This window comes from Sphingomonas sp. J315, from assembly GCF_024666595.1.
Taxonomy (GTDB): domain Bacteria; phylum Pseudomonadota; class Alphaproteobacteria; order Sphingomonadales; family Sphingomonadaceae; genus Sphingomonas.
The window spans coordinates 2,423,279-2,445,642 of record NZ_CP088296.1 but is presented as its reverse complement, the minus strand read 5'-3'; the positions used below and the strand labels follow the sequence as shown (position 1 = coordinate 2,445,642).

Annotated in this window: 16 protein-coding genes and 2 pseudogenes; 13 read left to right on the top strand and 5 right to left on the bottom strand. The window is 66.7% G+C overall.

All coding sequences use genetic code 11. The annotated features are described in order from the left end of the window. Positions 1–32 precede the first annotated feature (32 nt). The 4 genes and pseudogenes from LRS08_RS12495 (at position 33) to LRS08_RS12480 (ending at position 3,761) form a co-directional block, all read left to right on the top strand. Positions 33–1,097 carry a class I SAM-dependent methyltransferase gene (locus LRS08_RS12495; RefSeq protein ID WP_260480785.1) on the top strand — a complete coding sequence of 355 codons (1,065 nt, stop codon included), beginning with the start codon at positions 33–35 and terminating at the stop codon, positions 1,095–1,097. Beyond that, complete coding sequence (locus LRS08_RS12490; protein ID WP_260480784.1) at positions 1,094–1,612, top strand: GNAT family N-acetyltransferase; 519 nt, start codon at positions 1,094–1,096, stop codon at positions 1,610–1,612. Before LRS08_RS12495 ends, LRS08_RS12490 begins: the two co-directional genes overlap by 4 nt. Next, a pseudogene (gene pgeF, locus LRS08_RS12485) lies at positions 1,609–2,380 on the top strand (peptidoglycan editing factor PgeF). The gene LRS08_RS12490 and the pseudogene pgeF overlap by 4 nt, the downstream one beginning before the upstream one ends. Before the next feature lie 58 nt (positions 2,381–2,438). Further along, positions 2,439–3,761, top strand: coding sequence for a cystathionine gamma-synthase family protein (locus tag LRS08_RS12480; RefSeq protein WP_257843380.1), 1,323 nt, complete (start codon positions 2,439–2,441; stop codon positions 3,759–3,761). A 30-nt stretch (positions 3,762–3,791) separates the two neighbouring features. Here the strand turns inward: LRS08_RS12480 and LRS08_RS12475 are convergent, their stop codons facing one another. Then, on the bottom strand, positions 3,792–4,313 hold the full coding sequence (locus LRS08_RS12475) for an alpha/beta hydrolase (protein ID WP_257845419.1): 522 nt from the start codon (positions 4,311–4,313) through the stop codon (positions 3,792–3,794). A gap of 537 nt (positions 4,314–4,850) precedes the next feature. Here LRS08_RS12475 and thiL point away from each other — a divergent pair. Then, positions 4,851–5,724 (top strand): annotated as a pseudogene (gene thiL / locus LRS08_RS12470) (thiamine-phosphate kinase). Positions 5,725–6,202: 478 nt separating this feature from the next. Further along, the gene (locus LRS08_RS12465) at positions 6,203–8,299 is read left to right on the top strand and encodes a sodium-translocating pyrophosphatase (protein WP_257843382.1); all 2,097 of its coding nucleotides are present in this window, start codon (positions 6,203–6,205) and stop codon (positions 8,297–8,299) included. 52 nt (positions 8,300–8,351) lie between these two features. On the opposite strand, the gene LRS08_RS12460 is transcribed toward LRS08_RS12465, so the two are convergent. Next, a complete protein-coding gene (locus LRS08_RS12460; RefSeq protein WP_260480783.1) occupies positions 8,352–9,206 on the bottom strand; it encodes an endonuclease/exonuclease/phosphatase family protein in 855 nt (284 codons plus the stop codon). A gap of 52 nt (positions 9,207–9,258) precedes the next feature. Between LRS08_RS12460 and LRS08_RS12455 the strand changes: the two genes are divergently transcribed. The 3 genes from LRS08_RS12455 (at position 9,259) to LRS08_RS12445 (ending at position 13,042) form a co-directional block, all read left to right on the top strand. Beyond that, entirely contained in the window at positions 9,259–9,972 is a 714-nt protein-coding gene (locus LRS08_RS12455; protein WP_260480782.1) for a LacI family DNA-binding transcriptional regulator, read from the top strand. After that, the gene (locus LRS08_RS12450; RefSeq protein WP_260480781.1) at positions 9,965–10,270 is read left to right on the top strand and encodes a substrate-binding domain-containing protein; all 306 of its coding nucleotides are present in this window, start codon (positions 9,965–9,967) and stop codon (positions 10,268–10,270) included. The genes LRS08_RS12455 and LRS08_RS12450 overlap by 8 nt, the downstream gene beginning before the upstream one ends. Before the next feature lie 168 nt (positions 10,271–10,438). Beyond that, entirely contained in the window at positions 10,439–13,042 is a 2,604-nt protein-coding gene (locus LRS08_RS12445) for a TonB-dependent receptor (protein WP_260480780.1), read from the top strand. Positions 13,043–13,084: 42 nt separating this feature from the next. On the opposite strand, the gene LRS08_RS12440 is transcribed toward LRS08_RS12445, so the two are convergent. Next, positions 13,085–13,744, bottom strand: coding sequence for an aspartyl/asparaginyl beta-hydroxylase domain-containing protein (locus tag LRS08_RS12440; protein WP_257843391.1), 660 nt, complete (start codon positions 13,742–13,744; stop codon positions 13,085–13,087). A gap of 171 nt (positions 13,745–13,915) precedes the next feature. Between LRS08_RS12440 and LRS08_RS12435 the strand changes: the two genes are divergently transcribed. Further along, the gene (locus tag LRS08_RS12435; protein WP_260480779.1) at positions 13,916–16,822 is read left to right on the top strand and encodes a pitrilysin family protein; all 2,907 of its coding nucleotides are present in this window, start codon (positions 13,916–13,918) and stop codon (positions 16,820–16,822) included. A 45-nt stretch (positions 16,823–16,867) separates the two neighbouring features. Here the strand turns inward: LRS08_RS12435 and LRS08_RS12430 are convergent, their stop codons facing one another. Continuing rightward, positions 16,868–18,667 (bottom strand): AMP-dependent synthetase/ligase, encoded by a 1,800-nt coding sequence (locus tag LRS08_RS12430; protein ID WP_260480778.1) that lies wholly within the window; start codon positions 18,665–18,667, stop codon positions 16,868–16,870. Positions 18,668–18,758: 91 nt separating this feature from the next. After that, entirely contained in the window at positions 18,759–19,730 is a 972-nt protein-coding gene (locus tag LRS08_RS12425; RefSeq protein WP_260480777.1) for a quinone-dependent dihydroorotate dehydrogenase, read from the bottom strand. A gap of 216 nt (positions 19,731–19,946) precedes the next feature. Between LRS08_RS12425 and LRS08_RS12420 the strand changes: the two genes are divergently transcribed. The 3 genes from LRS08_RS12420 to LRS08_RS12410 are packed head-to-tail and all read left to right on the top strand — an operon-like array spanning position 19,947 to position 22,314. Further along, the gene (locus tag LRS08_RS12420) at positions 19,947–20,366 is read left to right on the top strand and encodes an SUF system Fe-S cluster assembly regulator (RefSeq protein WP_257843396.1); all 420 of its coding nucleotides are present in this window, start codon (positions 19,947–19,949) and stop codon (positions 20,364–20,366) included. Beyond that, positions 20,366–21,829 (top strand): Fe-S cluster assembly protein SufB, encoded by a 1,464-nt coding sequence (sufB, locus tag LRS08_RS12415; protein ID WP_260480776.1) that lies wholly within the window; start codon positions 20,366–20,368, stop codon positions 21,827–21,829. The genes LRS08_RS12420 and sufB overlap by 1 nt, the downstream gene beginning before the upstream one ends. Next, on the top strand, positions 21,826–22,314 hold the full coding sequence (locus tag LRS08_RS12410; RefSeq protein ID WP_257843397.1) for an energy transducer TonB: 489 nt from the start codon (positions 21,826–21,828) through the stop codon (positions 22,312–22,314). Before sufB ends, LRS08_RS12410 begins: the two co-directional genes overlap by 4 nt. Positions 22,315–22,364: the final 50 nt, after the last annotated feature.

Here is a 22,364-nt window from a genome sequence, read left to right as displayed (position 1 = left end):
GGAGGGGTCGGGGGAGGGCATGTCGCCAAGCGATGACCGAACAGGCTAATCCAGACGGCCCGCTGCCCGAGCGGATCGCCCGCGCCATCACCCTGGCCGGGCCGATCCCGCTGTCGCAATATATGGGCGCCGCCAACACCCATTATTACGCGACCCGCGATCCGCTCGGCACGCGTGGCGACTTCACCACCGCGCCCGAAATCAGCCAGATGTTCGGCGAGCTGGTCGGCCTCGCGCTCGCCGACCTGTGGGACCGCGCCGATCGCCCCGACTGCCATTATGTCGAGCTTGGCCCGGGGCGCGGCACGCTCGCTGCCGACGCCTTGCGCGCGATGCGCAGCGCGGGCCTGACGCCCCCTGTCCATTTTGTCGAGAACAGCCCCGCGCTGCGCGCCGAACAGGCAAAGGCGGTGCCGGACGCCGAATGGTCGCTCGATCTGGTCGGCATTCCCGACGACAAGCCGCTGCTGGTCGTCGCCAACGAATTTTTCGACGCGCTTCCGATCCGTCAGCTGGTCAAGACGCAACAGGGCTGGCGCGAACGGCTCGTCGCCTGTCAGGACACGCTGTTCATCCCCGTGATCGGCAACACCATCTTCGATCCGATCATCCCTCCGCAATTCCGCGATGCAGAGGACGGATCGATCCTCGAAACCTCGCCCCCCAGTGTCGCAATCCTGCGCGCCCTCGCCGCGCGATTGCTGCAACAGGGCGGCGCGGCGATCGTGATCGACTATGGCTATGCCGGGCCCGCGATCGGCGACACGCTTCAGGCGGTGCGCGGCCATGCTTACGTCAATCCGTTCGAGGACCCGGGCGAGGCCGACCTCACCGCCCATGTCGATTTCGGCACGCTGATCGAAGCCGCGCGGGTCGAGGGGCTGGAGGCCTATGGCCCGGTACCACAGGGCGCATGGCTCCGCGATCTCGGCATTGAACCGCGTGCCGATGCCCTCACCCGCTCCTCGCCCGACCGCGCCGCCGACATCGCCGCCGCCCGCGACCGGCTGACCGGCGACGACGCGATGGGCGAATTGTTCAAGGTCGTCGCGCTGACCGCTCCCGGCTGGCCCATCCCTGCGGGGTTCGGGGAATGAGCGCCGTCCTCACGATCGACACCCCCACCCCCGCGGACGCAATCGCACTCGACGCGATGGCGGAGGCAAGCTGGCGCGACACCTTCGCCCATTTCTACAAGCCCGAGGATCTCGCCGCGTTCCTGGACGAGAGCTTCGGTCCAGAGGGCCGCCTGATCCGCGACCTCGCCAACCCGGCAATCACCTGGGCCATCGCGCGCCTCGACGGCACCATCGCCGGCTACGCAAAGATGGTCCCCCCGACCCTCGAACAGGCCCAGCCGACCGACGCCCAGCTGTCGCAGCTCTATGTCGCCACCGACTGGCATGGACGCGGCGTCGCGCACGCACTGATGGATTGGGCGATGGCCACCGCCCGCGCGCGCCACGCACCCGCGCTGCTGCTGACCGTGTTCGAGGAAAACCACCGCGCGATCGCCTTCTACGCCAAGTTCGGTTTCGTCCATGTCGGTGACTATGCCTTCCCGGTCGGCCGCCAGATCGACCGCGACCTCGTGATGCGGCTCGCGCTGTGAGCGAAGCGCTCACCATTCTGCGCGCCACCACCCTCGACGGCATCGCGCACGGCTTTATCGGCCGCACCGGCGGGGTCACGACCGGCCCCACCGCCAGCCTCGACATGGGCCGTCGCGGCCTGCCCCCCACGCCCGAACTGATCGAGAACCAGCGCCGCGTCATCGCCGCCGTCGCGCCCGACAGCCGCCTCGCCACCGTGCATCAGGTCCATTCTCCCGACGCGGTAATCGTCGGCGACGACTGGGACGAGGACAGCCGCCCGCACGCCGACGCGCTCGTCGCCGACCGCCCCGGCCTGCTGCTCGGCATCCTCACCGCCGATTGCGCCCCCGTGCTGTTCGCCGACCGCACCGCCGGCGTCGTCGCCGCCGCGCATGCGGGGTGGAAGGGCGCGCTCCACGGCGTCACCGACGCGACACTCGCCCGCATGGAAGAACTCGGCGCCGACCGCAGCCGCATCGCCGCCGCGGTTGGCCCCTGCATCGCCCGCGCGAGTTACGAAGTCGACGACGGCTTCCTCACCCGATTCTGCCGCCGCCGATCCGGCCAACGAGCGCTTCTTCACCCCCGGCAAGCCCGGCCACCACCAGTTCGACCTCGAGGCCTATGTCGTCCACCGCCTCGCCGCCGCCGGGGTGCGCCGGGTCGCGGCGCTCGGCGCGGACACCTATGCCGATCCGGCGCGTTTCTTCAGCTATCGCCGCGCCACGCATGAGGGCGCACCCGATTACGGCCGCCAGATCAGCGTGATTGGATTGACGGGGTAGCGGAACGGTGCGACGGCAGCGGTAACTAGTTACATCTGATACCAGGAGCGGACGCACCATGACCGACAAGCCGGGCAAGCCCACCGAAGCCGATCTCACCGGTGCCGAACCGCGCCGCCGTCCCAAGCCCTCGGCCGACACGATCGGCAATCGCAAGCTCAGCCCCGCGACGATGATGATGGGCCACGGCTATGACCCGATGCTGTCGGAAGGTTCGCTGAAGCCGCCGATCTTCGCGACCTCGACCTTCGTCTTCCCCAACGCCGCCGCCGGCAAGCGCCATTTCGAAGGCGTGACCGGCAAGCGCCCCGGCGGCGCCGAAGGCCTCGTCTACTCCCGCTTCAACGGCCCCAATCAGGAAATCCTCGAAGATCGCCTGGGCGTGTGGGAAGAGGCGGAGGACGCGCTCGCCTTCTCCTCCGGCATGTCGGCCATCGCCACCCTGTTCCTCGCGATGGTCAAGCCCGGCGACACCATCGTGCACAGCGGCCCGCTCTACGCTGCGACCGAAACGCTGATCGCGCGCATCCTCGGCAAGTTCGGCGTGCACTGGCTCGACTTCCCGGCCAGCGCGACCCGCGAAGAGATCGACGCGGTGCTCAGCAAGGCCGCCTCCGGCAATGTCGCGCTCATCTATCTCGAAAGCCCCGCCAACCCGACCAATGTGCTGGTCGATGTCGAGGCCGTCGCCGCCAGCCGCGACGCGATCTTCACCGGCGCCAACAAGCCGCCGATCGCGATCGACAACACCTTCCTCGGCCCGCTCTGGGCGCAGCCGCTCAAGCAGGGCGCCGACCTCGTCGTCTATTCGCTCACCAAATATGCCGGCGGCCATAGCGACCTCGTGGCGGGCGGCGTGCTGGGGAGCAAGGAGCTGATCAACACGATCCGCCTGATGCGCAACACCATCGGCACGATCTGCGACCCCAACACCGCCTGGATGCTGCTGCGCTCGCTCGAGACGCTCGAACTGCGCATGAGCCGCGCGGGCGAGAATGCGGTCAAGGTCTGCGAATATCTCCGCACCCACCCCAAGGTCGAAAGCGTCGGCTATCTCGGTTTCCTGCCCGAGGGCAGCCGTCAGCGCGACATCTACGACCGCCACTGCACCGGTGCCGGATCGACCTTCTCGCTCTACCTCAAGGGCGGCGAGAAGGAGGCGTTCGCCTTCCTCGATAGCCTCAAGATCGCCAAGCTCGCGGTCAGCCTCGGCGGCACCGAAACCCTCGCCAGCGCCCCCGCCGCGATGACCCACCTCTCGGTCCCCGACGCGCGCAAACAGGCGCTCGGCATCACCGACAATCTGGTGCGCATCTCGATCGGCGTCGAAAATGCCGACGACCTGATCGCGGACTTCGAGGAAGCGCTGAAGGCGGTGTGAGTCTTTTGTCTGAAGGCGGCACCGGCCCGCTCAGCGGCGGCGGTCGAGAAATCCGAGCGGAATGTCGATCCGCTCGCGCCACGCCCGCTCATTGTGGTCGGTGCCGGTGAAGCTGCGCAGCTCATAGGTTTGCCCACGCACCCAGCCGATCGTCGGCAGCATCGCGTCGATCGCCTCGGCAAAGGGCGGGTAGGACGCGTCGAGCCCGGCAGTGCCATGGTCGAGATAGACGCGATTGCGCTTCGGATCGAACCGGCTGCCCGACAGCCAGGCGCGGAATGCCGCCGCCACCGCCTGCGGCCCCTCGGGCGGGCGGTTATGCGCCGCCATCGGCGCGGTCAGCGGCAAATGGATCGACAGGCACGCCGCCTGACCGAACACGTGCGGATACTCCGCGATCGCATAGAGCGAGATCAGCCCGCCCATTGACGATCCCATCACCGACGTGTCGGCCGGACCCGCCAGCGTCCGAAAACGCTTGTCGATCGCCGGCTTCACCTCCTCGACGATGAAGCGCAGATAGGCATCGCCCAGCAACGGCCCGTCCGCCATCGCCAGCACCGCCGCACGATAGGCTTCGGGCAGATGCGCCGCGACCTTTGCGGGAAATATTCGCGATACCGCGCCGGCGTGTTGACCATGCCCACGACGATCGTGTCGCGCAGGTCGCCGCGCGCCGCCATCCGCGCGATTGCCTCGTCCACCCCCCACTCCCCCGGCAAAGGCGGTCTTGCCGTCGAGGATATTCTGCCCGTCATGCATGTAGATGACGGGAAAGCGCGCCGCGCGCCGCCGGTCATATGCCTCGGGCAGCCACACGATCACCTTGCGCGGCGCGACATGGCGCGACGGAAAGGGGTCGATCTCGACGATCCGCCCGCCCGTCACCTGCGCCGCCGCAGGCAGCGCCACCAGCCCCAGCCCAGCCAGCGCGCCGCCCAGCACATCGCGCCGCATGACCTTCATTCGCCTCTCCCTTGTCGTTCCCCCGAACCTATCAGGCCGCACGCGCAACGGGAGGATGCATACGAATGCAATGACCTCGGCAGTGCCCTTTCCCATCCGGACATGATCGCCTACGCCGCGAAGATGCCCGATGAATTCGCCTTCCTCACCGCCCTGCGCGCCATCGCGACGCACCCGGCGGCGGTGGGCCTCGCGGACGACACTGCGCAACTCGATGTCGCGGCGGGCAAGCTCATCCTCACCAGCGACACGATGGTCGAGTCGGTCCACTACCGCCCGCACGACCCGCCGGAGTCGGTCGGCTGGCGGCTCGCGGCGGTCAATCTCTCCGACCTCGCCGCCAAGGGCGCGACCCCGCTCGCGTGCCTGCTCAATTACAGCCTGTCGGGCGATGCACAGTGGGACCGCGCCTTCCTGAACGGCCTCAACGACGCGCTCACCCGCTATTCCATGCCGCTGATCGGCGGCGACACGGTGGCGATGCCCGCTGGAGCGCCGCGCAGCCTGACGCTCACCGCCATCGGCGCCGCCCCCGCCCGCACCCCGCTGCGCACCGGCGCCCGACCCGGCGACAGTCTCTGGGTGACGGGCACCATCGGCGGCGCAGCGTTCGGCGCGGATGGGGAACCGCGCGACCTGGCCCGCTACCTCCACCCCGTCCCGCGCCTTGCCGAGGGACAGGCGCTCGCCCCCCCTTGCCACCGCGATGATGGACGTCTCCGACGGCCTGCTGATCGACGCGCAGCGGCTCGCGGCGGCCAGCAGCATCGCGCTCGCCATCGACCTCGACGCCATCCCGCTCGCGCTCCCCGGCCCCGTCCTCGACGCGGCCAGCGCGGGCGACGATTACGAACTCCTCTTCACCCTCCCCGCCGACACCGAACCGCCCGTCCCCGCCACCCGCATCGGCACCGCCAGCCCCTGCGACGGCCTGACCCTCACCGCAAACGACGCGCCGGTGCCCCTCCCCACCAAGCTCGGCTACCGTCACGGCTAAGCTCACGTCACCCCGGCCTCGAGCCGGGGCCCAGCTTCTTCTCCGACGCGAAGCAGTCGATCGCCCCAACAACCCCCTTCAAATGTTGGATTTCATCTGATCTACCCTGATAGATGAACCCGCCAGCACCCGACTCAGGCCGCCGCGCGTCGCCAACCCGGCGCGTTCCTGTCGCGTCGCTGGTGTCAGCCTGTCGCATCCCCGTCGCGCCCCGGTTGTCAGCCTGTCGCGCGCACGTCGCGCCACTGCCGCGTACCCGTCGTGCGGGCGTCGCGAACCCGTCGCATTCCGGTCGCCAACCCGGCGCGTTCCGGTTCACCGCGCGGGACACCCCCCATTTTCGTCAGGATCGTCGGACGCCTCACCGATCCACGCGGCTTGACAGCCCCCCGCCCCTCTCTACGCTCCGCCCCGACGCGCGTTGTACCGGGCATCAAGACCTGGGCGACCTGCGGGATTCACAGGGGAAGGATACCAGATGACGGTTGTCACGATCGCCATCGGGTGCGGCTTACTCGCCGTGCTCTATGGCATTTTCACGAGCTACCAGGTGCTCGCCTATTCGGCCGGCAATGCCCGGATGCAGGAAATCGCCGCCGCCATTCAGGAAGGCGCGCAGGCCTATCTTGCCAAGCAATATACCGCGATCGCGGTCGTCGGCGTGATCGTCGCGGCGCTGGTCGGCTATTTCCTCGGTCTCACCTCGGCAATCGGCTTCCTGCTCGGCGCGGTGCTGTCGGGCGTCACCGGCTTTATCGGGATGAACATCTCGGTCCGCGCCAATGTCCGCACCGCCGAAGCAGCACGCACCTCGCTCCAGTCAGGCCTTACCGTCGCATTCCGCGCCGGCGCGATCACCGGCATGCTGGTGGCGGGTCTCGCCTTGCTCGCGATCTCGGTCTTCTTCTGGTACCTCACCGGCCCCGCCGGCTACGCGCCGCAGGATCGCCATGTCGTCGACGCACTCGTCGCACTGGCGTTCGGCGCGTCGCTGATCTCGATCTTCGCCCGCCTCGGCGGCGGCATCTTCACCAAGGCGGCCGACGTCGGCGCCGACATGGTCGGCAAGAACGAACTCGGCTTCGACGAGGATGACGACCGCAACCCCGGCGTCATCGCCGATAACGTCGGCGACAATGTCGGCGACTGCGCCGGCATGGCCGCCGATCTGTTCGAAACCTATGTCGTCACGATCGGCGCGACGATGGTGCTGACCGCGTTGCTCGTCACCGGCATCGACAATGCGTCGCTGCTCGCGCTGATGGCGCTGCCGCTCGCGGTGGGTGGCATCTGCATCATCACCTCGATCATCGGCACCTATGCCGTCCGGCTCGGCTCGGGCACCAACATCATGGGTGCGCTCTACAAGGGCTTCTTCGCCACGGCCGTCCTCTCGATTCCGGCGATCTATTATGTCACCGCGCAGACGCTGGGCGGCATGGACACCCAGGTCGGCGGCGGGCTCGGCTTCACCGGCATGGACCTCTTCTGGTCGATGATGGTCGGCCTCGGCGTCACCGGGCTGCTGGTGTGGATCACCGAATATTACACCGGCACCAACTATCGCCCGGTCAAGTCGATCGCCAAGGCATCGGATTCGGGCCATGGCACCAACGTCATTCAGGGGCTGGCCGTGTCGATGGAATCGACCGCGCTGCCGACGTTGGTCATCGTTGTCGGCATCATCGCCAGCTTCCAGATCGCCGGCCTGATGGGCATCGCCTTTGCCGCCACGTCGATGCTGGCGCTGGCTGGCATGGTCGTCGCACTCGACGCTTATGGTCCGGTGACCGACAATGCCGGCGGCATTGCGGAGATGGCGGGCCTCGACAAGGAAGTGCGCGAACGCACCGATGCGCTCGACGCGGTGGGCAACACGACCAAGGCGGTGACCAAGGGGTATGCGATCGGTTCGGCCGGCCTCGCGGCGCTCGTGCTGTTCGCCACCTACACCGTCGATCTGGGTGAGTTCTTCGCCGATGTCGCGGTGAACTTCTCGCTGTCCAACCCCTATGTCATCGTCGGGCTGCTGCTCGGCGCGTTGCTGCCCTACATGTTCGGCGGCATGGCGATGACCGCCGTCGGCCGCACGGCGCAGGCGGTGGCGCTCGATATCCGCGCGCAGTTCAAGGAGAACCCCGGCATCGCCGACCGCAGCGTGCGTCCCAACTATGCACGCACCGTGGGTCTGGTGACGGCGGGCGCGATCCGCGAGATGATCGTGCCTTCGCTGCTCCCGGTGCTCGCGCCGATCGTCGTCTATTTCGCGATCACCGCAGTCGCCGGTCAGGCCAATGGCTTCGCCGCGCTCGGCGCATTGCTGATCGGCGTGATCGTCTCCGGCCTGTTCGTCGCGATCTCGATGACCAGCGGCGGCGGCGCGTGGGACAATGCCAAGAAGGTGATCGAACTCGGTGCCTATGGCGGCAAGGGCAGCCCGGCGCATCAGGCGGCGGTCACCGGCGACACGGTCGGCGATCCCTACAAGGACACGGCTGGCCCTGCGGTCAATCCGATGATCAAGATCACCAACATCGTCGCGCTGCTGCTGCTCGCGGCGCTCGCGGCGGGCTGATCGAAACGACCTTCATGGCCCCGCCCGGCGCGTCCGGGCGGGGTCTTTATTTTCAGGGCCAGCGATAGTCGGCAACCACCGGAAAGTGATCCGACGGAAACCGCCCGCCCCGCCCGAAATCGACGGTCTCGACCGCCACCGGCGTCAGGCCGCGGGACATCACCCAGTCGATCCGCTTCCCCGGCGTTCCGCTGAAGCCATGGAACGTCCCCTCCGGCCCCTTCCGCTTCGGCGCCGCGGTCCAGGCATCGGCCAGATGGGTGGACAGGATACGATGGCTCTCGCTCTCCGGCCCGGTGTTGAAGTCCCCGGTCAGCACCACCACATCCCCGGCAGGCCGCTGCGCCACCCACTCCGCAATCGCGGCCGCACATTTGCTTCGCGCCGCCTCATCCTCGGCCCGATACGGAAAATGCGTGTTGATCAGCCAGAAGCGCTTGCCTGCCCTGGTCTCGAACAACCCCCATGTCGCCATCCGCGGATAGGGATGCCCCCAGCTGATGCTCCCCGGCACGCTCGGCATATCCGACAACCAGAAATTGCCCAGTTCGATCACCTTCATCCGGTCGCGGCGAAAGAACACCCCCATATGCTCGTCGCCATGCCCACCGCGCCGATCGATCCCGAACCAGGAATAGCCGGGCAGCGTCTCCAGCACATAGTCGCCCTGGATCTTCCACAATTCCTGCGTACCGATGATGTCGGGATCGGTGCGCCGGATCGTCTCGACGAACAGGTCGCCGCGCGCCTCCCACCGGTTCACCCCATCCTCGGCGCGCGGCAGGCGGACATTGAACGCCATCACCCGCAGTCCCGTCGCCGGTCGCGCCGCGCGGGCGGGCAGCGCCACGATCGCCGTTGCCGCCACTCCCCCAGCATAGTCCGGCGATCCATGACTCAACTCCACTCTTGCCTGTTGCCAACGCTGTCACCTATGCCTGACCCGTCAGGGGAGGCAAATGGCGCGACGGCCCACGATCAAGGAAGTTTCGAAGCTCGCGGGCGTGTCGTTCAAGACCGTCTCGCGCGTGCTGAACAACGAAAAGAACGTCAGCGAGGAAACCCGCCGCCGCGTCGAGCAAGTCGTCGCCGAACTCAATTTCCGCCCCAGCCTCGCCGCACGCACGCTCGCCGGCCGCAAGTCATTTCAGGTCGGGCTGCTCTACGACAACCCCAGCCCCTATTATGTCTATCACCTCCTTGCCGGCGCGCAGGAGGGGTGCGCCGAACATGGTTATCGGCTGCTGACCCAGCCAGTCGACAGCGCCGCGCCGGGGCTGGTCGCCGATGTCTGCGCTCTGGTGGACGAGACGCATCTCGACGGACTGATCCTATCCCCGCCAGTGACCGAAAGCGAAGCCTTGCTCGACGAACTCGACCGGCGCGGGCTGCCCTATGTGCGGATCGAGCCGGGGCTGCGCCGCGATGTCGGGCGGTCGGTGACGATCGACGACGCCAGCGCCGCGCGTGAGGCGACCGCGCATCTGCTCGGCCATGGCCATCGCGCCATCGCCTTCATCAAGGGGCCGGACGCGCATATCTCGTCGGTCGAGCGTCTAAAAGGCTATCGCTCGGCGCTCGACGCGCACGGCGTGGCGTTCAACCCCGATCTTGTCGTACCTGGCGATTACAGCATCAGAATCGGGCCGCCGCGCCGCGCGGGCGTTGCTTGAACTCCCGACGCCGCCGACCGCAATCTTCGCGGGCAATGACGACATGGCCGCCGGCGTGCTCGCGATCGCACATGAGCGGGGCATCGCCGTCCCCGAACAATTGTCGATTGCCGGGTTCGACGATTCGGATCTCGCGGCCGCCGTCTGGCCGCCGCTCACCACCGTTCGCCAGCCGGTGCACGAACTGGCCCGCAGCGCCGCCGACCTGCTGCTCGATTCAAAGACGCCGCGTGACCGGTTGACCTTCGATACCCGGCTTATCCCCCGCGCCAGCACAGGCCCCGCGCCGAGACGCTGATCGTCGAGTTGTCCGACATCTCGGTTGACTCCCCTCCCGACTTGTAACACAACTCGGTTGACACCGGTGTCTAAACCCGGGTCGATCGGGCGTAGGCCGGGACGGGGATGCAGGGCGAGAGGCGCGCCTTCCCCACCCCGTGCCGCGCGGATACAGGGGAGGAAAAACATGGACATCAGAACATCCGTCAAAACGGGGATCGCCATCGGCGCACTCGCAACCGCGCTTACATGCGGCACGCCCGCCATCGCCCAGGACGCAGCACCGCAGTCGGAAACGGATTCCGACGAGATCGTTGTCACCGGCATCCGCGCCTCGCTGGAACGCGCGGCCGACATCAAGCGCGAGGCCGATCAGGTGCTCGACGTGATCACCGCCGAGGATGTCGGCAAGCTGCCCGACGCCAACGTGGCCGAAGCGCTTCAGCGCGTAACCGGCGTCCAGATCACCCGCGTGTTCGGCGAGGGTCAGTCGGTGTCGGTGCGCGGCCTGCAACAGGTACGAGTCGAGGTCGACGGTCGCACGCTCCTCGGCTGGTCGGCGCGGCTGTCGCCACCGGAGAATGACCAGCTCGGTCGCTCGTCGGGCCTCGATTCGGTCCCGTCGAGCATGTTCGGACGGCTGGAGGTACGCAAATCGCCGCTCGCCAGCCAGGCCGAAGGCGGCCTTGGCGGCACGGTCAACCTCGTCACCCCCAAGCCGCTCGACTTCCGCAACACGACCGTCTCGCTGCGCGCGACCGGTGTTTATTCGGAAAACAGCGAGACGTTCGAACCGGTGCTCACCGGCTTTGCCACTACCAAATTCGCCGACGGCAAGGTCGGCGTGATGCTCGCGGCGGAGTATCAGAAACGCACCTCGACCACCCAGGCGTTCGAGCGCAACAACTTCCTCAATCGCACCTATACCGGCACCGGCGGAGGGGTGATCCCGACCCCCGTACTGCTGCAGTACGAGAATTTCGTTGTCGACCGCTCGCGCATCGGCCTCAACGGCGCGGTGCAGGTCGAGGTTACGCCGGATTTCGTGCTGACCGCCGACGCGCTCTATTCACGCCTCACCACCGGGCGCATTCAGGACTTTTTTGCTTTCCGCCTGCCCACCGGCAGCAATCCGGTCACCAACCGCGTGGTCGAGAACGGCGTGGTCGTCGCGGGCAACGCCAACGGCACCGTCACCACCGCGGGCCAGATCCGCAACGAGCCGACCGAAAGCTATCTTTACGGCCTCAACGGCAAATATGAGAGCGGCGGGCTGACGATCGAGGCGGATGGCTATTACAGCAAGGGCACGATCGACCAGACGATCCAGATCATCACGCTACAGGCGACCGCAGCAGTCCCCGGCGCGTTCGATTTCCGCAACACGACGATCCCCAGCCTGAGCCTCGGGGCCTGGAACCCGACGGTCTATTCCTCATACAATCCGGCCAGCAACGGCGTGCGCAGCAACCGCCTGCTCGGCCTGCTCGAGGAATGGACCGGCAAGCTCGACCTGTCCTATGAATTCGACAGCGGCTTCACCATCTCGACGGGGGTGCGCTATACCGATCTCCACGCGCTGACCAATGCCTATCGCAGCCAGGTTACTCCGACCCGGGCGGAGATCGAACCCTATCTGCGCCAGGTCAGCATGGGATCGTTCCTGCCCGACATTCCGGGCAGTTTCCCGCGCAGCTTCCTCAGCACCGCACCGACCTATGACTATGTCTTCACGCGGGCTCAGGCCGCACAGCCCAACCCCGATCCCAATGACCGCTCGACGCTGCTGCCCAACGCCCAACGCGACTATGACTTCAGCGAGCGAACGCTGGCCGGCTATCTGATGGTGGCAGGCAAGGGCGAGATTGGCGGCGTCCCCTTCTCGGCCAACGCCGGGTTACGCATCGCCCGGACGCAATTGTCGGTGGATACGTTCAACACGGTCGGGACGACGGCGACGCTGGTCACCGACGAAAGCAGCTACACCAACGTCCTGCCCAGCGCGAATGTGGTGTTCAACGTCACCGACAACTTCCTCGTCCGCATTTCGGGGTCCCAGACGATGCAGCGCGCGTCGATCGCCGACCTTGCGCCGTCGAACTTCTTCAACGCGACCAACCTGTCGGTGACCGGCGGCAATGCCGCGCTCGAACCGCCGATCTCGACCCAAGGCGATATCAGCTTCGAATATTATACCGGCAAGAGCTCGCTGATCTCCGGCGCGTTCTTCTACAAGGACGTTTCGAACTTCATCGCCAGCTTCGTGACCACCGGGATCGACACCAATCTCGACCCGGCCGGGCGCGAACTGACCTTCTCCCGCCCCGAAAACCTCGCCAGCGCGCGGATCAAGGGGTTCGAGATCGGCATCCAGCAATTCTTCGACTTCCTTCCCGCCCCGCTCGACGGGTTCGGCATGATCGCCAACTATACCTATTCGGACTCGGAAGATAATGGTGGCTTCCCGCTCGTCGCAGTGTCGAAGCACAGCTACAATCTGGTCGGCCTGTACGAAAAGGGGCCGTTCTCGGCGCGTATCGCCTATAACTATCGCGACGAGGCGGTGTTCGAATTTTCCGAAGGCCGCCCCAGCTTTGTCGGCCCGCGCTCGCAGCTCGACGCCCAGATCGGGATCGACCTGGCGAAGGGGATCGCGCTCTCGCTCCAGGCGCAGAACCTGATCCCCGAGGATTCGGCGACGACCGAGTACAGTGCCGCCGGGCCGATCGCGCTCAACAGCTATGCGCTGTCCGAACGACGCTTCTCGATCGGCGTGCGCGCCAAGTTCTGAACCGTGCGGGGGCGTCGGCACATCCGCCGGTGCCCCCGTCGCTCAGCGGCGCATCGCCGCCCGTAGCCGCAGTAGCGCGTCGGCGATCCACCGGCCGGGCTGGCGCAGCGGACGCCGCACGCGAACGCGCAGCACCACGCGGGTGCCGCCCGTGTCGTTCCACGCCTCATGGTCATAGGTGTCGTCGAACACCAAGGTCTCACCCTCAGCCCAGCGCAATACGCGGTCTCCAACCCGCATCCGCGCATCGCCGTCACGCGGGATGATCAAGCCCAGATGGCAGGTGAGGAGCCCCCGGGTCGCCCCGCGATGCGCAGGCACATGGGTGCCGGGCGGAAGAATCGCGAAGCTCGCGCTGTCGAGACCGGGGATCGTCGCTATCGCTGCTGCGGTCGCCGGGCAGCGCGCGGCATTGACCTCGACCCGGTCGCCGCGCCGCCACAGGATAAAGGCGGCGCGCGCGTCGCAGGCGCGCGTCGCGGCACGCGCCTCGTCCCGGATCGCGCGCCAGTTGTCGCGCAACTCGCGTGTCCAGCCGAATGCCCGCACATCGAGTACCGGCGCGATCGGAACCAGCGAGAAGCCGCCGATCACCCGATCGGCAAGGGCATGTGCGGGTCCGCGATTCGACACGTCACGCGGTACTACGGCGGACAAAGCCGTCGCGCCGTCGCTGTTCCGATCGATCGTCCGCTCGAACACGCTACGCCCCACCCAACCGGCCGCTGGCACGATTCTCGGCCACGGCTTCAGGTGCGGGGCTAGGAGCACACTGGGTCCAAAACATGGCCGAACCCGCGCCAAAGTCGCGCGCGACGGACCGTTGCGGCACCGGCTGGCACGGCGCGCGCATCCAAGCTAAGCTCCCGCACGATGGCTTTGTTTTCGCGCCTCCGGCCGCTCGCCCTTCCCCTATTTTTCGTCGCAGCCGCGCTGCCCGCGCTCGGCCAGTCGAGCGCCCCGGCACCCCAGGCCACAGCCGCGCCTGTCGCGGTCGACAAGACGCCCTGGCTGTACAAGGGCAGCGACATTGAGCACGACCCCGAATGGCGGTTCGGGACGCTCCCCAACGGCCTGCGCTATGCGGTGCGCAAGAATGGCGTGCCCCCGGGCCAGGTATCGGTGCGGCTGCACATGGCGGTGGGATCGCTGATGGAGCAGGAGAGCGAGAAGGGCTTTGCCCATCTGCTCGAACACCTCTCCTTTCGCGGATCGTCCAAGATCCCCGATGGCGAATCGAAACGGGTGTGGCAGCGGCTGGGTGTCACCTTCGGATCGGACAGCAACGCCAGCACCACGCCGGTATCCACCACCTACAAGCTCGACCTTCCCAATGCGAACGAGGCGAGCCTCGACCAGTCGATGATGATCCTTGCCGACATGATGGCGGCACCCAACATCACCACCCAGTCGCTGACACAGGAGCGGCCGGTGGTACTGGCGGAACAGCGCGAGTCGCTGGGGCCGGGAGAGCGGCTGGACGATCTGCGGCGCCGCCTGTTCTTCGCGGGGCAGCGGTTCGCCGATCGACCCGTCATCGGGACGGTGGAGACGTTGACCGGAGCGACCGCCGACACGGTCCGCGCCTTTCACCAGCGCTGGTACCGGCCGGAACGCACAACATTGGTGATCGTCGGCGACCTCGATCCCGCGCTGTTCGAGGCGCAGATCGTCAAGCATTTCGCGGCATGGAAGGGCGTCGGCCCCAACCCCGCAAATCCCGATTTCGGCAAGCCGAGCGACACCCACCCAAAAAGCGCTGCCTTGGTCGAACCGACCCTGCCGCCCATCGTCGCCCTCGCCGTACTGCGCCCCTGGACCGTGTTCGAGGATACGGTGAAGTTCAATCAGGAGCGCTGGGTCGATTTTGTCGCGGTCCGGATCATCAACCGCCGCCTCGAACGGCGGGCGCGATCCGGGTCGAGCTATATCGGCGCGGGTGCCGACCTGTCGGACGCCGTGCGATCGGTGAACGTGACGACGATCCAGGTGCTTCCGGTCGGCGAGGATTGGGAGACCGCACTCAAGGAAGTACGCGGCGTCGTCGCCGACGCGCTCGCCACCGCACCGACCCAGGCCGAGATCGACCGCGAGGTGAACGAGATCGCGTCAGAGATGCGCAACGCGATCGAGACCGCGCGCGTGACCGCCGGGTCGCAGCGCGCCGACACGCTGATCGCCGCAGTCGACATCAACGAGGTGACGACCAGCGAACAGGCGAGCTTCGGCATCTTCCAGGGCGCGATCAATCAAAGGATGTTCACGCCGGAGCGCGTGCTGGCATCGACCCGGCGGGTGCTTCAGGGTGTCGCAACCCGCGCGCTGATCACCACGCGCGCGCCCGACGCCAATGTCCAGACCAAGCTCGCCGCCGCGCTTGAGGCCGATGTTTCGGGCCTCGCCGGCACCCGCGCGGCGTTGCGCAACGTCAGCTTCGCGTCGCTGCCCAGGCTCGGCACGCCGGGCAAGGTCGCGATGCGGGCGGTGGCAGTACCCGATCCGAAGATCGAACAGGTTCGCTATTCCAATGGGGTTACCGGCCTGTTCTTCCAGAATCCGGGCGAAGTCGGTCGCATCTATGTCTCGGTTCGCTTCGGGCGCGGCATGCAAGCGCTGCCTGCCAACCGCCAGACCCCTGCCTGGGCCGCCAACCTCGCGCTGCTGGAAGGCGGCATCGGCAAACTTGGCCAGGAGGAGATCGACCAGATCACCGGCGACCGGCGCATTTCGATGCAGTTCGGGGTCGGCGACGACGCCTTCGTCATCGCGGGGCAAACCTCGCCCGCCGACCTGACCGATCAGCTGCGGCTGATCGCGACGAAGCTCGAAGTACCGGGCTGGGATCCCAAGCCGGTCGCCCGTGCCCGTGCGGTCGCGATCTCCGGCTATGCCGCGCGCAACGCCTCCCCCGATGCCGTGATCGGCAACATGCTGGATCATCTCCTCCACGCCGGCGATCCGCGCTGGGGGATGCCCGAACTCGCGGAGATCGAGAAGCTCAACGCCAAGGACTTCCGTGCCCTGTGGGAGCCGCTACTCGCCAGCGGGCCGATCGAGGTGCAGGTGTTCGGCGACATCGACGTCGACAAGGCGATCGAGGCGGTGCGCCAGACCTTTGGCGCGATGAAGCCACGTCGGGCATCGGCCATCGTCTCGGCCGCCGTGCGCTTTCCGGCCCATGTTGAGAGCCCGCTGGTCCTCCGCCATACCGGTGAACCCGATCAGGCCGCTGCCGTGATCGCGTGGCAAGCGGGCGGCGGCGCGGTCAATATTTCCGAAGGCCGCAAGCTCGAAATTCTCGCTGCGGTGATGCGCGACCGAATCCTCGACCTAATCCGTTCAACCGAGGGGGTGAGCTACTCGCCCACGGTCATCAGCCAATGGCCGGTCGGCCAGCCCGGCGGCGGGCGGGTGATCGCGCTGACCCTGTTGCCCCCTGACAAGACCGACCTGTTCCTCACCGTGGCGCGAGAGATCGCTGCCGACCTGGTCGCCAAGCCGATCGAGTTGGACGAGTTGCGCCGCGCACTGGTGCCGACGGCCCAGATGGTCGCGCGCCGGTCGAGCGGCAACCCCTTCTGGATGCAGCAGACAGAGGGCGGGACGTTCGACCCGCGCCGCCTGGCCGCGGTCAACACGCTGGGAAGCGACTATGGCCGCACCGGGCCGGAGGAGCTTCAGGCACTCGCGATCAAATATCTGGCGCGCGACAAGGATTGGGCAATGATCGTGCTACCCAAAGGCTGGGAAGCCGTCGCACCGGTGGCGGGAACGCGATAGACGCTCCCTTTCGTCACCCCGGGTCAAGCCCGGGGCGACGCAAAGCTAGCCCTTGTACAAGCCGTCCAGCCGCGCCCCATACACCTCTTTGAGGATATGGCGGCGGATCTTGAGGCTGGGGGTCAGCTGCTGGTTCTCGATCGTGAACGGCTCGTCCGCCAGGATAAAGCGGCGCACGCGTTCGATCACCGACAAATCCTTGTTCACCCGATCGACCGCCGCGCCGATTGCGCTGCGATAGTCCGGGTCGTCGCGCAGCGCCTTGAGGTCGCATTTTGCCCCGGTCTTGGCGCACCATTCCTGCGTCCATTCGGGGTCGGGAACCAGCACTGCGGTCATGTACGGCTTGCGGTCGCCCGCGATCATTGCCTGCATGATTTCGGGCTGAAGGGTAAGCATGCCCTCAACCTTTTGCGGCGCAACATTGTCGCCCTTGTCGTTGACGATGATGTCCTTCTTGCGGTCGGTGATCTTGATTCGGCCCCTCTCGTCGATCAGCCCGATATCGCCGGTATGCAGCCACCCGTCCTTGAGGACGCGAGCCGTCTCGGCCTCGTTGCGCCAGTAACCGTGCATCACCAGCTCGCCGCGCACCAGAATCTCGCCATCCTCGGCGATCTTCACCTCGACGCCCTCCAGCGGCGGGCCGACCGTGTCGTGCTTTAGGCCGGCGCTCGGGCGGTTGCAGCTGATGACGGGCGCCGCCTCGGTCTGACCGTACCCCTGCAGGAAGGTGATTCCGAGGCTCTCGAAGAACACTCCGACCTCCGGGTTGAGCGGCGCGCCGCCCGACACCATCGCCTTGATCCGCCCGCCAAACTTCTTCGACAATTTTGGCTTCAACGTGCGGCTCAGGAAGAGGCTCATCGGCACGTCGAGCACCGAACTCTTCCCCGCCGCCTTCTTGCCCCCGATCGAAACCGCGCGGTCGAGCAGGTAATTGGCAAACTTGCCCTGTTTCTCGACCTGCTTGGTAATCCGCGTGCGCAACACCTCGAACAGCCGGGGCACGACGACCATCAGCGTCGGGCGCACCTCCTCGATATTCGACGCCAGCTTGTCGAGACCTTCGGCATAATAGATCTGCGCGCCCAGCCCGATCGGGAAATGCTGCCCGCCGGTATGCTCATAGGCGTGGCTGAGCGGCAGAAACGACAGGAATATCTCGTCGTCCCAGCCGAAATCCTCGCTGATCACGGTGCAGCAGCCCTCGACATTGGTCAGGATCGCGCCGTGATGCTGCATCACGCCGCGCGGGGAGCCGCCGGTGCCGCTGGTGTAGATGATGCACGCCAGATCCTCGCGCTTCATCCGCGCCGCCGCAGCTTCGGCGACCGCCACGTCTGCGGCATTGGCGGCGATCAGCGCGTTCCAGTCGTGAAAGTCGATCGCGCCCGGCTGGCTGAGCTTCATCTCGTCCATGCCGATCACCACATGCCCGACGCTACCCGCCGTGCGCAGGATCGCAGGGAGCAGGGTCTTGGCCAGCTTCGCATCGGACACGATCGTCATCGTCGCGCCCGAATTGTCGATGATATGCTGGTGATCGCGCTCGGTATTGGTGATGTAGGTCGGCACGGTCACCCCGCCCGCCGCCATGATCGCAAGGTCGCTCAGGCACCATTCGGGCCGGTTCTCGCTGACCAGCATCACCCGGTCGCCCGGTTTCAGACCAAGCGATTTCAGCGCCGCCGCCAGGCTCGCGACCTTGCGCGCCGATTCCGCCCAGCTGATCGACTGCCACGTACCGCCGCTCTTGGCCCAGAGGAACGGCGCGTCGCCCTGTTCCCGCGCGCGGGTGAAGAACATCGAAACGAGATTGTCGAATTTTTCGAGCTTGCGCATCCTGACCCCAACTCCTGCGGCGCGGGTTCGTGCCCGCGCTCAATCATGCGCGAACCCTAACGACACCGCTGGCAATCGCAATGCCGCTACGTCACAGACGGTTGACGATCCGCCGCACCAGCCCCGGCCCTTCGAACACCAGCGCCGAATATATCTGCACCATCGCCGCCCCCGCATCGAGCCGCGCCAGCGCCTCTTCGGGCGAATCGATCCCGCCGACCGCGATCACCGGCAGCGCGCCATCGGCAATCTCGATCGCCATTGCCAGTTTCTCACGGGCAAGCGCGGCCAGCGGTCGCCCCGACAGACCGCCCGCTTCGGCGGCCAGCGGGGAACGCAGCGTATCGGGCCGTGAAATCGTCGTATTGCCGACAATCAGCGCATCGACCGACGCATTGGCCGCAGCCGCGACCACCCCCGCCATCCCCGCACGGTCGAGATCGGGCGCGACCTTGAGAAACAGTGGCACGCGCGCGCCCTCCAGCACCCGCGCCGCACTCGCCGCGTTCAGCAATTCGTCCAGCGCCGGTCGTGACTGAAGGTCGCGCAGCCCCGGCGTGTTGGGTGAACTGACATTGATCGTCACATAGTCCGCATGCGGCGCGACCTTCGCCACGCCGAGCGCATAATCCGCCACGCGATCGTCGCTGTCCTTGTTCGCCCCGACATTGATGCCAAGCACGCCCGGCCGCTTCGCCCGATTGACGCGCTCGATCGCCGCATCGATCCCGCCATTGTTGAACCCCATGCGGTTGACCACCGCGCGGTCCTCGACCAGCCGAAACAGCCGCGGCTTCGGATTGCCCGCCTGCGGGCGCGGCGTCAGCGATCCGATCTCGACGCTGCCGAACCCCAGCCCCATCAGCCCGTCGATCGCCTCGCCATCCTTGTCCAGCCCCGCCGCAAGTCCGACGGGGTTGGGGAACGCCACCCCGCCGATCGTGACCGGCCGCACGCGCGGGATGCTGCCACCCGGCGACAGCGCGGACGCGCGAATAGCCAGACGGTGCGCGCGTTCGGCGTCGAGCGTGAAGATCAGCGGCTTGAGCAGGTCGTAGAGCATGGACGCTGCCCTTAACGCCTGTCGCCCCGTCGCGTCACCCCGTCGCGCGGAAGTTTACACAAGGCTTACACTATCAGCCCCGGGGGGTCCGCGCCTTGACACACCCCCTCTCCAAGCCCATCTGCCCAATCGGAACGAATCATTCCGATTTGAGAATGGCTCGCAATCAGTTCGGCAGGCCGCAGCGCTTTTGCGCGTAGGCCCAACAGGGAATCCATGCGCCTCTCCGCCCAGACAGACTATGCCGTCGTGATGCTCTCCGCCGCCGCGCGTCACTGCGGCGTCAGCGGGCGGCTGAACGCGACGCTGCTGGCGGACGAGACCAGGTTGCCGCTTCCCACGGTCCAAAAGCTGGTCAGCCGCCTCTCCGCCGCCGGCCTGATCGAAAGCGCGCGCGGCACCGGTGGCGGCTTCCGCCTCGCCCGCCCGCCCGCAACGATCACCCTGGCCGACATCGTCGAAGCGATCGAAGGACCGATCGCGCTCACCGCGTGCGTCGACACCGGCAAGCATGACTGCTGCATCGAACAGAGCTGCCGCGTGAAACCGCACTGGAACAATGTCAACGCATCGGTCCGCGGCGCACTCGCCGGCGTCACCCTCGCCTCCCTCTCCTCCCAGCCGGTACCCGCATAATGGCCACCAAGAATGCAGAGGCGATCGCCGCCGCCAACAAGAAATACGAGTGGGGCTTCTCCTCGGACATCGAACAGGACTTCGCGCCCAAGGGGCTGAGCGAGGACACGGTCCGCTTCATCTCGGCCAAGAAGAACGAACCGGAATGGATGCTCGACTGGCGGCTCAAGGCCTATCGCCACTGGCTGACGATGACCGCACCCGACTGGGCGAAGCTCGACATCGACCCGATCGACTATCAGGACGCGTACTATTACGCCGAACCCAAGGCGAAGCCCAAGCTCGGCAGCCTCGACGAGGTCGATCCCGAAATCCTGCGCGTCTATGAAAAGCTCGGCATCCCGATCGAGGAGCAGAAGGTGCTGGCCGGGGTCGAGGGCGCGCGCAAGGTCGCGGTCGACGCGGTGTTCGACAGCGTCAGCGTCGCCACCACCTTCCGCAAGGAACTCGAGGCGGCCGGCGTCATCTTCCGCTCGATCAGCGAGGCGATCCGCGAATATCCCGATCAAGTCCGCAAATGGCTGGGGAAGGTCGTGCCGATGCACGACAACTATTTCGCCGCATTGAACTGCGCGGTCTTCAGCGACGGCACCTTCGTCTATATCCCCGAGGGCGTGCGCTGCCCGATGGAGCTGTCGACCTATTTCCGAATCAACGCCGAGAATACCGGCCAGTTCGAACGCACGCTGATCGTCGCCGACAAGGGCAGCTATGTCAGCTATCTCGAAGGCTGCACCGCCCCGATGCGCGACGAGAACCAGCTCCACGCCGCCGTGGTCGAACTGGTCGCGCTCGACGATGCCGAGATCAAATATTCGACCGTCCAGAACTGGTATCCGGGCGACGAGAATGGCGAGGGCGGCATCTATAATTTCGTGACCAAGCGCGCTTTGTGCCAGGGCCGGAACTCCAAGGTCAGCTGGACCCAGGTCGAGACCGGCAGCGCGATCACCTGGAAATATCCGTCCTGCGTGCTCAACGGCGAAAACAGCGTCGGCGAATTCTACTCGGTCGCGGTCACCAACAACCGCCAACAGGCCGATACCGGCACGAAGATGATCCACAATGGCAAGGGATCGCGCTCGACGATCATCTCCAAGGGGATCAGCGCGGGCCGCAGCAACAACACCTATCGCGGCCTCGTCCGCGTCGCGCCGGGCGCGGAGGGCGTGCGCAACTTCACACAGTGCGACAGCCTGTTGCTCGGCTCCGAATGCGGCGCGCACACCGTACCGTATATCGAAGTCAGGAATCCTTCAGCCCAGATCGAGCACGAGGCGACCACGAGCAAGATCAGCGAGGACCAGATGTTCTACGCCATGCAACGTGGGCTGGATCAGGAAGCGGCGGTCGCGCTGATCGTCAACGGCTTCGCCAAGGAGGTGCTCCAGCAGCTCCCGATGGAGTTCGCGGTCGAGGCGCAGAAGCTGCTCGGCATCTCGCTCGAGGGCAGCGTGGGATGATCGCCGCGTTCGCCCTTCTGGCCATCGTGCCGCAGGACGCGGTCGCCGCGCCCGAGCCCGAATATGAAGAAGTGGTCATCACCGCCCGGGTCGGCCGCGTCGCGTTGGTGTTCGACCGCGCGCCCGATGGCCGCCTGATCAACTGCCGCGTGTTCAAGTCGTCGGGGACGAAACGGATCGACGACGCGGCCTGCACCTCGCTGCCCGATTGCGTCACTTCGACCAAGGGACAGGAATTTTGCGGCGGCGCAGGCGCGGGTCTGACCGCGACCGCGCCAAAGATCCTGACGACGGAGCCCAAGCTCGGCCTCGGCGTCTCGCTCAAGCCCGAAACGCCCAAGGCTCCCGCCGTCGGCCCGGTCGTCGGCGAGGCAAAGGACGAAGACCCCAACCGCCTCGGCAAGCTCCCGCCCCCGCCCAAGGACGAAAGCGGCACCCCCGCAATCACGCTGGGCGGAATGAAGCCGCAGGAGGAGCCGCGGTGACCCCTACCCACCGTCATGCTGACGCACTTCAGAATTTGCACGCAGGATAA

What these genes read in the sequence shown, in the direction of transcription:
- LRS08_RS12495 (WP_260480785.1), top strand. Translation starts at nt 33, where the DNA reads ATGACCGAACAGGCTAATCCAGACGGCCCGCTGCCCGAGCGGATCGCC.
- LRS08_RS12490 (WP_260480784.1), top strand. Translation starts at nt 1,094, where the DNA reads ATGAGCGCCGTCCTCACGATCGACACCCCCACCCCCGCGGACGCAATC.
- LRS08_RS12480 (WP_257843380.1), top strand. Translation starts at nt 2,439, where the DNA reads ATGACCGACAAGCCGGGCAAGCCCACCGAAGCCGATCTCACCGGTGCC.
- LRS08_RS12475 (WP_257845419.1), bottom strand. Translation starts at nt 4,313, where the DNA reads ATGGCGGACGGGCCGTTGCTGGGCGATGCCTATCTGCGCTTCATCGTC.
- LRS08_RS12465 (WP_257843382.1), top strand. Translation starts at nt 6,203, where the DNA reads ATGACGGTTGTCACGATCGCCATCGGGTGCGGCTTACTCGCCGTGCTC.
- LRS08_RS12455 (WP_260480782.1), top strand. Translation starts at nt 9,259, where the DNA reads ATGGCGCGACGGCCCACGATCAAGGAAGTTTCGAAGCTCGCGGGCGTG.
- LRS08_RS12445 (WP_260480780.1), top strand. Translation starts at nt 10,439, where the DNA reads ATGGACATCAGAACATCCGTCAAAACGGGGATCGCCATCGGCGCACTC.
- LRS08_RS12435 (WP_260480779.1), top strand. Translation starts at nt 13,916, where the DNA reads ATGGCTTTGTTTTCGCGCCTCCGGCCGCTCGCCCTTCCCCTATTTTTC.
- LRS08_RS12430 (WP_260480778.1), bottom strand. Translation starts at nt 18,667, where the DNA reads ATGCGCAAGCTCGAAAAATTCGACAATCTCGTTTCGATGTTCTTCACC.
- LRS08_RS12425 (WP_260480777.1), bottom strand. Translation starts at nt 19,730, where the DNA reads ATGCTCTACGACCTGCTCAAGCCGCTGATCTTCACGCTCGACGCCGAA.
- LRS08_RS12420 (WP_257843396.1), top strand. Translation starts at nt 19,947, where the DNA reads ATGCGCCTCTCCGCCCAGACAGACTATGCCGTCGTGATGCTCTCCGCC.
- sufB (WP_260480776.1), top strand. Translation starts at nt 20,366, where the DNA reads ATGGCCACCAAGAATGCAGAGGCGATCGCCGCCGCCAACAAGAAATAC.
- LRS08_RS12410 (WP_257843397.1), top strand. Translation starts at nt 21,826, where the DNA reads ATGATCGCCGCGTTCGCCCTTCTGGCCATCGTGCCGCAGGACGCGGTC.